Annotated in this window: 10 protein-coding genes; all 10 read left to right on the top strand. The window is 48.7% G+C overall.

Annotation, left to right across the window (positions count from 1 at the left end; all coding sequences use genetic code 11):
* Nucleotides 1–44 precede the first annotated feature (44 nt).
* The 10 genes from BN3279_RS06150 to BN3279_RS06105 all read left to right on the top strand — a co-directional run bounded on the left by BN3279_RS06150 (nt 45) and on the right by BN3279_RS06105 (nt 13223).
* Complete coding sequence (locus tag BN3279_RS06150) at nt 45–1112, top strand: efflux RND transporter periplasmic adaptor subunit (protein WP_232436772.1); 1068 nt, start codon at nt 45–47, stop codon at nt 1110–1112.
* Nucleotides 1109–1798 carry an ABC transporter ATP-binding protein gene (locus BN3279_RS06145; RefSeq protein WP_059049771.1) on the top strand — a complete coding sequence of 230 codons (690 nt, stop codon included), beginning with the start codon at nt 1109–1111 and terminating at the stop codon, nt 1796–1798. Before BN3279_RS06150 ends, BN3279_RS06145 begins: the two co-directional genes overlap by 4 nt.
* A complete protein-coding gene (locus BN3279_RS06140; protein WP_059049770.1) occupies nt 1795–2988 on the top strand; it encodes an ABC transporter permease in 1194 nt (397 codons plus the stop codon). The genes BN3279_RS06145 and BN3279_RS06140 overlap by 4 nt, the downstream gene beginning before the upstream one ends.
* 505 nt (nt 2989–3493) lie before the next feature.
* Nucleotides 3494–4417, top strand: coding sequence for an ArsR/SmtB family transcription factor (locus BN3279_RS06135; RefSeq protein ID WP_059049769.1), 924 nt, complete (start codon nt 3494–3496; stop codon nt 4415–4417).
* Between the two features lie 231 nt (nt 4418–4648).
* Nucleotides 4649–6409 carry a glycoside hydrolase family 2 protein gene (locus BN3279_RS06130; RefSeq protein ID WP_059049768.1) on the top strand — a complete coding sequence of 587 codons (1761 nt, stop codon included), beginning with the start codon at nt 4649–4651 and terminating at the stop codon, nt 6407–6409.
* 24 nt (nt 6410–6433) lie between these two features.
* Complete coding sequence (locus BN3279_RS06125; RefSeq protein ID WP_059049767.1) at nt 6434–7402, top strand: glycoside hydrolase family 43 protein; 969 nt, start codon at nt 6434–6436, stop codon at nt 7400–7402.
* 218 nt (nt 7403–7620) lie between these two features.
* The gene (locus BN3279_RS06120; protein WP_059049766.1) at nt 7621–9360 is read left to right on the top strand and encodes an extracellular solute-binding protein; all 1740 of its coding nucleotides are present in this window, start codon (nt 7621–7623) and stop codon (nt 9358–9360) included.
* A 118-nt stretch (nt 9361–9478) separates the two neighbouring features.
* Nucleotides 9479–10450 carry an ABC transporter permease gene (locus tag BN3279_RS06115; RefSeq protein ID WP_059049765.1) on the top strand — a complete coding sequence of 324 codons (972 nt, stop codon included), beginning with the start codon at nt 9479–9481 and terminating at the stop codon, nt 10448–10450.
* A gap of 16 nt (nt 10451–10466) precedes the next feature.
* A complete protein-coding gene (locus BN3279_RS06110; RefSeq protein ID WP_059049764.1) occupies nt 10467–11393 on the top strand; it encodes a carbohydrate ABC transporter permease in 927 nt (308 codons plus the stop codon).
* Between the two features lie 51 nt (nt 11394–11444).
* Complete coding sequence (locus BN3279_RS06105; protein ID WP_059050463.1) at nt 11445–13223, top strand: glycoside hydrolase family 2 protein; 1779 nt, start codon at nt 11445–11447, stop codon at nt 13221–13223.
* The last annotated feature ends 21 nt before the right edge of the window (nt 13224–13244 follow it).

Genomic DNA, 13244 nt, shown 5'->3' with positions numbered 1-13244 from the left:
TTTTTGCTTTGCTCCTTATACATTCTTTAGATACGGGATAGGTGATGGACTTGTTTAAGAAAAAATGGTTCTGGGGCGTTGTAATCGGACTGGTTGTAATCGTCCTTGTGCTGGTAAATCTGCTGAATACGAACGGAACAGCTAAAGTAAGTACTGCTGAAGTAACAGAAGGCTCTATCGTTGAGCAGGTGTATACCAACGGCAAGCTGGAGGCGGGCGAGACTAACTCGGTCTACTCACCGGCCAGCGGTGTGGTGCAAGCGGTCGAGGTCAAGCTGGGTGACACAGTGAAGAAGGGGCAACAGTTGTTGTCCCTTGAGATGGACCAGGTGAAGGAGCAACTGGATAAGGAGCAGATTAACCTTCAGTTGACTCAGGCTGAGCGTCTGGCTGCCAAGAAGCAGCATTTCGAAAGCTTCAAGCAGGCGGTGGGTGAGAATCCGGATCAGGAAATGGAAGAACTCGATCTGACCTCCTTTGATTTGCGTATTCGCAGCAGTGAACTGACGATTCAGTCCTTGAACAAGCAATTGGCTAACTCCAGCGTGCTGGTCCCGGCGGATGGTGTGATTACCGCGCTTGCAGCCGAGGCGGGCCAAATGCTTGCCGAAGGAACCGCGCTTGCTACCATTGCTGATGTGAGTAGCTACAAAGTGACAGCCTATCTTAACGAGCTTGATGCAGGCAAAGTATCCGAAGGGATGCAGGCGGTGGTGACGGGAGAAGCCTTTGAAGGAGAATATGAGGGGAAAGTCACTTATCTCTCGCGAACGGCTGGCCTGGCAGATCAGACCTCCAAGGATACTTCGGTAGAGATGACCGTTACATTGGACAAGGTGTCTCCGGAACTGCGAGCTGGTTATAATGTGACGGTTGAAATGGAGATCCCGGATAAAGAGCGGTTGCTGGTACCCATCAACGCCGTCCAGTATGACGGAGAGAAGGCTTATGTCTATAAGGTGGAAGAAGGCATTGCAACCCGGGTTGAGGTGACCATTGGCAAAGAAAGTGAAGATCAGATTGAATTGGTTACCGGAGCGGTGAGTGGCGATGTTATTGTTACCGAGGGGGCCGATACTCTGCACGACGGAGCCAAGGTGGAGACGAAATGATTACGCTGCATGGTATTACTAAGGTGTATAAGAACGGACCACTAGAGGTGCAGGCCCTAATGCCTTTGGACCTACACATCGAAAGTGGGGAGTTCGTCGCGATTATGGGATCGTCCGGCTCCGGCAAATCGACGCTGATGAATATTATCGGTTGTCTGGATGTGCCTAGTGATGGCAGCTACGAACTGGATGGGGAGCCTGTGCAGACGTTAAGTGAAGAAGAACTCGCCAAGGTGCGCAACCGCAAGATTGGCTTCGTCTTCCAAAGCTTTAACTTATTGGGGCGGCAGACAGTTCTGCAAAATGTGACGCTTCCCATGATGTATGCAGGCCTCTCCCGCGAGAAACGTAACGAGCGAGCCCTTGATTTGCTGGACAAGGTTGGCTTGGCTGAACGAGTTAAGCATCGTCCAACCGAGTTGTCCGGGGGGCAGAAGCAGCGGGTCGCCATAGCGCGGGCATTAACCATGAACGCTCCATTGCTACTGGCAGACGAACCGACAGGGAACCTGGATACCAAGTCTTCCTATGAGATCATGGCCTTATTCAAGCAGATTCATGAAGAAGGAACAACGATTGTACTTGTTACCCATGAGCCAGATATTGCGGAGCATGCCGATCGCGTTATTACGTTTGGGGATGGCAGAATACTGAGCGACAAACGCAAAGGAAGTGAACGCTCATGAGTATATGGGAAAGTATTCTTGTTGCCCTGGACAACCTGAGGATGAACAAGCTGCGCTCCTTCCTGACCATGATTGGTATCGTGTTCGGCGTGGCTGCGGTGGTGACGGTCGTCTCCATTGGGCAGGCAGGACAGTCCTCCATCATTTCCATGGTATCGAATTATAATGATGGCTATTTCGTTGTCTATCAGAATTATTCGGAGGGCGATACGCTGGTGGACTTCCGAATGCGCGACCTTGCTGATATCCGCAAGTTACCCGGAGTACGTTATGTCTCTTCTTCAACCACGTATGGGATGAGCGGTAAGTATAAGAAGGATACACTTAACGTAACCATAACGGGGACAACCGCAGATTTGCACAAGATGCAGAAAGTTGAGATGCTCACCGGGCGCTTCTTCACCGCCCAGGAGGAGCGGGCCCGCCAGAAGGTTATCATCGTAGATAATAAATATGCCGAGAAGCTGTATGGATCTGCTGAGGGTGCCATCGGCCGCAAAGCTACCCTGTCAGGGGGTGTCTTCCGGATCGTGGGCGTATACAAACCGCAGGATAACATTATGAGCGGCATGGGCGGGGAGCAATACAGCGGTTTTGCTCCGGTCACAGCAATGCCTGCTGGAGAAAATGGAGATAATGAGCGGTTCAGCATGATTGAGGTATTGGCCGCTTCTCCCGAAAAAATTGATGACACCGTGGTAGACGTCAAGAAATGGCTGGCTGAGAAGTACAAGCTAGAGGTCGACTCCTTTGCTTCGCAAACAGGCAAGGAGGCCGAGCAAATGGTGGCCAGTACCTTCTCCATACTGCAGACAATCATCGGCTCTATTGCAGGGATTTCCTTGCTGGTCGGGGGGATTGGTGTCATGAACATTATGCTGGTCTCCGTAACAGAACGAACCCGAGAGATCGGGATTCGTAAAGCCATCGGGGCTACGCCGGGTACGATTATGCTGCAATTTATGATTGAGGCCGTTATACTCTCGTTTATCGGAGGAACGCTGGGTGCGCTGTTAGGGCTATTAGCTGCTTTTGTATTTTCACTAATCTCCGGGTTGCCGTTTGTCGTCTCTGTAGGAGCTATCATGCTGGCCTTTGGCTTCTCGGCAGCCGTGGGAATCTTCTTCGGCCTGTACCCGGCCAATAAAGCGTCCAAGCTGCATCCGATTGAATCACTGCGTTACGAATAAAGAGGAAAAAGTGCGAGTTCAAAAAGTCGGGTTTATAGGACCGAGAAGGTTGAATTTAAGATTCGATGTCGAATAGTCTCCTTGCGTAACTCCGTCCTGGGAAGACGACTTTTTGAACAACCTCTAAAAGCATCTATTGTCCATCACCTATGAACGATCTCCTCTTTACTCTTTACAAAATTGTGGTAAACTTGTTTTGTTACAAGAAAAATAAATCAATGCAAGTTATATTCTCATTTTGTTGTAATAAGTGCGAGTTCAAAAAGAGAAGACGACTTTTTTGAACATCCTCTATGAAGTGCGAGTTCAAAAAATCGGGTTAACAGGACCAAGAAGGTTGGATGAAGCCAGGGACTGAGTAGCGGAGCGTAGACAGATCTACGTGAGCAACGGAAGGCCCGGCTGAATTCAAGATTCGATGTCGAATTCACTCCTTGAACTGCTTCGTCCTGGGAAGACGACTTTTTGAACATCCTCTATAAGATGATAAGTAGGTGGACAATAGATGCTGGAACTGTCTATTAATGATCCTGACCGCTTGGTCAAGGTAGCGCATGCGCTGAGCACGCATACAAGAATCGGCATAATTAAGTTGTTGTTGGCCAAGCCCAATGTGAATGTGCTGGAAATCGCGGAGAAGCTTGATATTCCGGTGTCTACAGCGGCCAATAATGTCAAGGTGCTTGAGGATGCCGAGTTGATCGTAACCGAACTTCAGCCGGCAACTCGTGGAGCGATGAAGGTGTGCAGCCGCAACTTTGACGATGTGCACATGATCTTGAATCCGAGCGCCTACGACCACAATCGGGGCAAAGTGCAGGAAGTTGAAATGCCAATCGGCCATTTCATAGATTTTGACATTGTACCGACCTGTGGGATGGCAAACGGGGCCGGAATCATCCTTCAAGAGGATGATCCGAACAATTTCTATCATCCGGACAGCCGGAGTGCTGAGCTTATATGGCTTCGCAAGGGCTGGATCGAGTATCGCTTCCCACGTAAATTCCCTGAAGGGGCAAGGCTTCGCTCATTGGAGTTCTCCGTAGAGTTATGCTCTGAAGCGCCGAATTACAACAATGATTGGCCCTCGGAGATTACCGTATGGGTTAATGATATTGAGATCGGCTCATGGATATCTCCCGGCGATTTCGGGGACCACAGGGGCAAGCTGAACCCTTCATGGTGGTATGACAATAGTACGCAGCATGGACTGCTCAAGACGTGGTCCATTGATATGAACCGTAGCACAATCGACAAAGAGAAGTGCTCGGATGTCACGTTGTTTGATCTGCGTCTGGACATCAAGCCGTTCATTACGTTTCGAATTGGCCTTAAGCCCGATGCCAAGCATCAGGGAGGACTTAATTTATTCGGCAAGGGTTTTGGCGACTACGCACAAGGGATTATCATGCGTCTGGAGTATGATTGACGGCTGCGGTAATAAGCCTGTTGGTTCAAGCTGCAACATTTTTTAAGAGGAAATAGAAGGAAGCCCTCATATCCCCTGATCAGGTGGATAAAAGAGGGCTTCTTTTTTGTGTAAAGAAACAATAATAATAAAAGAAAGCGTTGACAATAAAATAGACGGAGGGTAGTATCTTAATTAAATACGAAATAATTGTAATAAATTAATTATTTTGTGAAGGAGAAAAGAGACTACATGACGACAGAAGTGTATATCAAGGACTATCCTAGGCCGCAGTTTGTTAGGAAGGCTTGGGTCGATTTGAATGGGCAATGGGATTTCAAATTTGATGACGGCAACAAAGGTGAGCTGGAGAAATGGCAGGATAATTTTTCCGGTGATATGAAAATTACCGTTCCTTACACGTATGAAACTCCAGCCAGTGGTATCGGGCAACAGGATCATCATTCGAATGTTTGGTACAATCGTTCCTTCGAGGTTCCAGAGGACCTTCAGGGCAAGCGATTGATCTTGAATTTTCAGGCAGTCGATTATGTCGCTAAGATTTGGGTGAACGGAGTTTACGTAGGCAGCCATCAAGGAGCTTACACGGCTTTCTCATTTGACATTACTCCTTATGTGACGGCAGGCGCGGATAATCGCTTGACGGTGAAGGCTGAGGACAGCATGGATGCCACCCAGCCGAGGGGGAAGCAACGTTGGGTGGAGCAGAATTTCGAATGCTTCTACGTGCAAACGACAGGGATATGGCAATCGGTATGGATGGAGGTCGTCGATCCTGTTCATCTCGGATCAGTGAAGGTTACCCCGGACATTGATCATGCCTCGGTGAAGTTTCAATTTCAGGTCAACGGGCCATTGAATGATCAGGAAGTACGCTTGGAGACGATTATTCGGCTCAAGGGGCGTCAGGTGAAGAAGACAAGTCTGGTTATCGACCGTGCCTGGCTGGATATGGACGTTGATCTAATACATGAAGCCAATGGACCTTGGAAGTTAAGCCTATGGGCACCGGGTAGCCCCAACCTTTATGACGTGGAATTTAATGTCTACCAGGGAGAAGAAAGAGTCGATCAGGTGCATTCCTACTTCGGGATGAGAAAAATTTCGATCGAGAAGGGGAGAATTCTGCTTAATAACCGTCCGCTGTACCAACGTCTGGTGCTGGATCAGGGATATTGGCCGGATACTCATTTAACTCCTCCGTCCGAAGAAGCTTTGATTAAGGATATCGATTTAACCATGGAGATGGGGTATAACGGCGTTCGCAAACATATGAAGGTAGAAGACGCACGCTTCCTTTATTGGTGTGATGTTAAGGGGCTTCTGGTCTGGTCTGAAATGGGAGCTACCTATGAATTTAACGATACAGCTATGCAGAAATTCTCCACCGAGTGGATGGAAGTGGTTCGTCAGCAATACAATCATCCGAGTATTATTACCTGGGTTCCGTTCAACGAGTCCTGGGGCGTCCCGCAAATCTTCAAGAACAAGAACCAGCAAAAATTTACCGAATTTATTTATCACATGACTAAAGCCTTCGATCCAAACCGTCCTGTTATTACGAATGATGGTTGGGAGCATACGGTGTCGGATATTCTCACTTTGCATGACTATATCGGCACTGGAGAAGAATTCACCAAACAATATAAGAACAAAGAGGTCATCGTTAATAATGAGCGGACCTTTAATCATCACAAGTATGCCTTTGCGGACGGTTATTCTTATAAAGGGCAGCCTGTTCTGATCAGTGAATTCGGAGGGATTGCTTTTACCTCGGATGCCGGTTGGGGCTACGGCAAGCAAGAAGCGTCGGAGGAAGCTTTCCTGGAGCGATTCCGGGGTCTGCATGAGGCAATCAAGGATTTGGATTATATTGTAGGCTATTGTTATACGCAAATTACCGATGTGCAACAGGAAACTAATGGCCTGCTGACAGAAGACCGCCAGCCGAAGGTCTCGCTTGAGGCTATCCGTGAGATTAATCTTAAATAAATGCGAGCTTAAGGAGGATACGATATGAGCGCGGCCATATTTCACAACCCGCTTCTGAATAACGGTCCAGACCCCTGGATTGTCAAGCAAAGCGACGGATTCTACTACATGATGGTGACGGCGGGTCGCCACCTGGCCTTGCGGCGAAGTCGTACCATTACGGGATTGGCGGATGAGGAGCCCAAGGTCATATGGGCGCCCTCGTCGCCAGGACCTTATTCACATAATCTATGGGCTCCTGAGCTGCATGAGATAGATGGGACTAAGTATATCTATTATACGGCGAACGACGGGGGAGGGGACGACACGCGTAGAGTATGTGTGTTGCAACTCTCTGGCACGGACCCGATGCAGGATGAATGGATATTTAAGGGAGCGGTGAATGCCGAGCACCCCGGCTTGGATGGCACGGTGCTGCCGCACAAGGGGGAGCTTTATTTCTTCTATTCCGGTTACGGTCATTTCCCTGATTATGGCTCGGCCATCTATGCAGCCCGGATGGCGAATCCCTGGACCTTGGTCGGTCCAAATGTGCTGATTACAGCGCCGACGGCGGATTGGGAGAAGCAAGGCGGCATGGCGATCAATGAAGGTCCAGCCTTTCTGCGGCGATTCGGTCGTATTTTCCTTATATTCTCGGCGAGTGCCACATGGTCTGACGACTATTGTCTGGGACTGACGTCCATTTCAGAGTCAGCGGACTTGCTTGACGCATCTGCCTGGGATAAGCATCCTGGTCCAGTGTTTGCCCAGTATCCTGAGCATGGGGTCTACGCTCCGGGACATAACAGCTTCACTATATCTCCCGACGGACAAGAGGACTGGATTGTTTACCATGCCTATGATTACTCCGAGGTCGATCAGAAACGTTCTGAGTCAAGACCACGTAGTACGCGGGTTCAGCGCTTTGGATGGACGGATAAGGGGATGCCTGATTTCGCCAAGCCTATGGCACTCGATACACCTCTAAATCGTCCTTCCGGCGAGGTATAGGAACGAAATGTGGATATTCAAATAATTTGATACAAAAAAAATGTATCAAATTATTTTTTATCACTATGAAAGCGTTGACATAGAGCGGTGAAGGGCCTATAATTTCGATATAGATACAAAATAATTGTAATAAAACATAATATTAATTTGTATCTGACTTATATCTGAATGAAGGGGGATATCATTTCTTTATGAGATTTGATCATGGGAGGATTACTATGAAAAACACTTCAAAACGCATTCTTCATCTCTTATTGGTTGCGATCCTGGTTATGGTTACGGTGACGGCGTGCAGCGGCGGTGACAACAAGGCTGACAAGGCCTCGAACGAATCGAAGAATACGGAGAACGTCCCGAAAAAAGAAAATAATTTTGCTGATATAAGTCAGGATATTCGTGGAAATACGGCTCCAACGCAGGAGCAAATCGATCAAGTGAACTTATCCTTGAATGATACTTATCTGGGTGATCCGTTTGATGAAGTTATCCCTAGTGATTACTCAGCCTATCCGGTAGAAGGCGATGTGACGCTGGAGGTATGGATGCCAGCCAACTCCGACATCCCCGACATGAACAAACATGCCATTCAGAAGCAAGTAGAGAAGCTTACAGGCATTAAAGTAAATTTCATCACCCCGCCGATCGGACAAGAGGCGGATGCCTTTACCCTGATGATCTCTTCCGGCGACTTGCCAGACATCATCATTGGCCCGGGGCGTTACCCAGGAGGATTTGAAGCCGGTGTGAATGATGGCGCTTATCTAGATTTAACAGATTTGATGGACAAACATGCACCTAATTATACAGCATGGCGCAACTCCGATGAAATGCGTAGAAAGACAACCGTTACGGATAATGGTAAGCTACTGGGCTTCTACGGCATCGCTCCTTATTCGGAGTGGACGTGGTTCGGGATGCTGATTAAGCAAGAAGCGCTGGACAAGACAGGACTGGACGTGCCGAATACGATTGATGAATGGCATACGTTCTTGACGAAGGCGAAAGAAGTAGGGTTTACGGAGCCTTTGAACTATGGCTCGAATTACGGTCAAATCTTTACAGGGATTCTTAATGGCGCCTACGGTGTGTGGGACTGGACCTTCCTTGATGGAGATGGCAAGGTAGCCTGGGGACCTGCACAGCCGAAAGCGAAGGAATACTTGGCAACGATGCAGCAATGGAACAAGGAAGGTCTGCTGAATCGCGACTGGGCTACGGCTGACTTTAACCAAAGAATGGCCTCGGCAGTGTCCAGCAAGACTGCAGTCATGATGGACTCTCCGGATACGATGTGGAGCTATTGGAAGCAGCAAAATGACATTGATTTCGTTGGAGCGCTGAACCCGATACTGAACGAAGGAGATAAGTCCGGTACCACTTACCGGAATTTTAAGAGAGCGGGCATTGAAGCCGCCATCACGACTCAGGCTGAGAATGTCGAGGCAGCCATGGCCTGGCTTGACTTCAACTTCTCCAAGAAGGGCTGGGAAATCCTTAACTATGGCGAGTATGGCACGGTACATTTGATTGACGAAGCCGGGATGCCATATTATCCGGCAGACAGCTACATTTACAAAGACCCGGATGGTCAGCCTGTTTCGGTAGCCTTGAATAAATATCGGCGTCATGCTTGGCCGAGCATTCGCGATGAGCACAACTCTAATCCGTTAATTGTGGCCGAGGGAAGCTACTCAGGAGATATTCGAGAGTATTGGACGGAGAATATGGATGCCAGCATGGCGCCGCCGCCGATCTCCTTTACGAAGGAAGAAGCCTCCAGGGAAGCAGAATTAGGTAATCAGTTATCCACACTTCGGGGAGAATATTTCGCCAAGATCATTAAGGGTGAATTACCGGTGGATGCTTATGATAAATTCCTGACAGAAGCCAAGAAGATGGGGCTGGATGAGTTCCTTAGCATCCATCAGGCCGCACTGGATCGTTATAACGAGAGATAAGGTTGTTCAATTATTTAAATAATAGGTAGGGTGACGAGGGGATGCATCGGCCAAAGCCAGTACCCCCTCGTTAGCTGTACCGACGTCAAATCTGGGACATAAGAGCAGGTGATAGGTCATGGAAATAACCCCGGGATTAGAGAAAGCAAAACCTCCCATTAAGCCCACGAAAACAGGAAATATCGGAAGCGTCATTAAGAAAGATTTCAAGAAGCATTGGTTCGCCTATATGTTGGCGATACCGGTCATTGCCTGGTATTTAATCTTTTGCTACGGACCGATGTGGGGCGTGATGATCGCCTTTAAAGATTTTAAACCGTTGCTTGGTTTTGCACAAAGTGATTGGGTAGGCTTTAAGCATTTCGTTGATTTCTTCCAAGGTCCTTATTTCTGGCGGGTTGTGAAGAATACGTTGATGCTGAATGTGTGGGGCCTTGCCTTTGGGTTTACGGCACCCATTGTTTTGGCGCTACTTCTTAATGAGGTGCGTGACGGAAAGTTCAAGAAGTCCATTCAGACGATTACGTACATGCCTCACTTTATTTCTCTCGTCGTTGTTTGTGGTATTATTCATATCTTTACGGCGGACGAAGGGGTCGTTACTCAAATCGTTCAGTTTTTTACCGGCAAGGAATATACCTCGCTTCTGGGGTATTCCAATTTCTTTAGACCGATCTATACCTTCTCGGGTATATGGCAAAATATAGGCTGGGATAGCATCATCTACCTGGCTGCCATGAGCTCCATCGACCCTGCGTTGTATGAAGCAGCGGACATCGATGGGGTTGGGCGAATCAAGAAAATGTGGTATATTACGCTGCCGCAAATCGCACCGATCATTGTCATTCTGTTCATCTTTGCCGTGGGTGGCCTGATGGCCTCCGGGCATGAGAAGATCATCTTGCTCTATAACCCATTGACCTATGATACAGCGGATGTCATTGCCTCCTACGTGTATCGACGAGGCTTGAGGGAAGCAAGCTTAAGCTTCTCCACGGCCGTTGGCCTATTTAGTGCAGTGATTAACTTTGGCTTGCTGTGGGCGACGAACAAAATCGCCAAGCGGACATCAGAGGTTAGCTTATGGTAAGAAAGAAGGATGCGATATGACAGGACAGGGAGTTATCAGCAGAAGAAGACGGAAGCCGCGGGGAGACCGGGCGTTCGACTATTTGAATTATACGGTGCTGACCGTAATTACATTGGTCTGTTTCTACCCGCTATTGCATATTTTATTTGCTTCAGTCAGTGATCCGAATGCGCTAATTGCTCATAAAGGGGCGCTGTTCAAACCGCTTGGTTTTACGCTGGACGGGTATAGACTCGTATTTAAAGATACCAGCTTGCTCATTGGTTACCGCAATACCATCATTTATGTAGGCCTCGGCACGTTTGTTAACATGGCCATGACCATCATGGGGGCATTCGTGCTGTCGCGGAGAGATTTGTATTTTAAAAATTACATCATGATTATGATTACGGTCACCATGTTCTTTGGCGGCGGGTTGATACCTTGGTTCTTGCTGATGAAGGATATCGGTATGTACAACAATCTGTGGTCCATGGTTCTGCCTACGGCCTTGAGTACATGGAATATCATTATTTTGAGAACCGGATTTCAGGCGCTCCCGGTTGAATTGGAAGAGGCGGCCACCATTGACGGAGCCAGCCAAGCCAAAATTTTGCTGCGCGTTATTCTGCCGTTATCCAAAGCGACCTTGGCCGTTATTTTCCTCTACTATCTCGTAGGGAACTGGAACTCATGGTTTAACGCTATGGTTCTGCTGAAAGATCGCCATCTATTTCCGTTGCAGCTATTAATGAAGGAAATATTGGTAGCCAATGATTCCACCGCGACGACGATTGGTAGTGCGGGCGGTGTAGTGATTAACAGTGCGGAGAGCTCGACAGCTTTCCGGGAACTGGTCAAGTATTGTGCGATTGTCGTATCTACCGTACCGATCCTGATGGTATATCCGTTCCTGCAGAAATACTTCGTTAAGGGTGTATACGTTGGTTCGATTAAAGGTTAAACGCTTCGCTAACCCAAATAAAGCATAGCATTGGAGTCGATAACAGTGACGATGAAAGCTAATGATGTGACCATCCCGCGTTCAGAATATCCGAGGCCTCAATTTGTGCGTCAGGATTGGTTGTGTCTGAACGGGGAATGGGACTTCCAATTTGATGATGCCGATGAAGGAGAAGAGGCAGGCTGGTATTTGGAGGGAGCTTCCGCTCCCTTCGCGCAGAAAATTTCCGTCCCCTTCACCTTTCAAAGCAAGCTGAGCGGCATCGCGGATCCTTCCTTCCATGATATCGTGTGGTATCGCCGTACCTTCGAGGTACCTGAGAAGTGGAGTGGCAAGCGAACGGTGCTACATTTCGGTGCGGTCGATTATGTGGCTAAGGTGTGGGTGAATGGCCAACTAGCGGCAACCCATGAAGGCGGACATACTCCGTTCCATGCGGATATTACTCCGCTGCTGAAGGTCGGAAGCAATACAATTGTATTGCGGGCACAGGATTACAGCCGTGATGTGACCTTGCCACGAGGCAAGCAATATTGGCTGGAGGATTCGGCCAGCATCTTCTATACGCGGACAACGGGCATTTGGCAAAGCGTCTGGCTGGAGCCGGTGTCGGCCGTTCATTTGGGCAAAGTGATGGTTACTCCGGATATCGACCGTAATGAAATTCGCTTGCGTACTTTTATAGAAGGGCTGCCTATCGGTGGTGGTTCCGGTGTTAAATTAAGAGTGCGTATTTCGTTCCAGGGAGAAATGGTAGCCGAAGATGAATATGTGGTTAAGGGTGCTGAGCAGACTCGCACCATCGGCTTGAATGACTTTACTGATCATGGACACGGACGGTTGTGGAGCCCGGAGCATCCGAACCTGTACGATATAGAATACAGTCTGGTACACGCAGGGGAATGTGTAGACGAGGTATCCAGTTATTTTGGGATGCGTAAGGTGTCGATTGAGAATGGCAAATGGTCGTTGAACAACCGTCCTTATTATCAGCGGCTTGTATTGGATCAGGGGTACTTCCCGGAAGGTCTGCTGACGGCTCCTACGGATGAGGATATCAAGCGTGATGTGGAACTGACCAAGGAAATGGGCTTCAATGGGGCGAGAAAACATCAGAAGTCGGAAGATCCGAGATTTCTGTACTGGTGCGACAAGCTGGGCTTGCTGGTCTGGAGCGAGGCAGCGAATGCGTATGAATATTCGGAGCAATATGTTCGCCGTTTTACGAAGGAATGGATCGAGATTATGGAGCGGGACTACAGCCATCCTTGCATCGTAGTTTGGGTGCCGCTGAACGAGAGCTGGGGCGTGCCGAACGTGCAGATTGATCAGCGTCAGCAGCAGCACGGGCTAGCGATGTATCATTTGACCAAATCGCTGGACCTGACCCGTCCTGTCGTATATAACGATGGGTGGGAGCATATGCTTACAGATCTGGTCACGATTCACGATTACGAGAGCCGCCAGGAAGTGCTGGAGGAACGTTATGCAACTGCGGAATCAGCAGTTCAGGCCATGCCAGCGAACCGCCGTATCTTTGTAGGGGGCGCATCCTATCAAGGTCAACCGATCCTCGTGTCTGAGTTTGGCGGCATTGCCTTCAAGAAGAGCGATTGGGAGGGCTGGGGATACTCTGGTGCGGACAATGAAGAAGACTATCTCCGCAAGCTTAAGGCTGTGGTGGACCCGATGTTCTCTTCCCCGATCATTCAGGGGTATTGTTATACCCAATTGACGGATGTGGAGCAGGAAATCAATGGCCTGTTGACGTATGACCGGGTGCCGAAGGCGCCGCTTGACGATATTCGCAAGATCATGACCGGAGCATAACATTCGCGAAAGGCGGGATTG

This window comes from Paenibacillus senegalimassiliensis (genome assembly GCF_001486585.1).
GTDB lineage: Bacteria > Bacillota > Bacilli > Paenibacillales > Paenibacillaceae > Fontibacillus > Fontibacillus senegalimassiliensis.
This window is presented reverse-complemented; position numbering and strand designations above follow the sequence as displayed.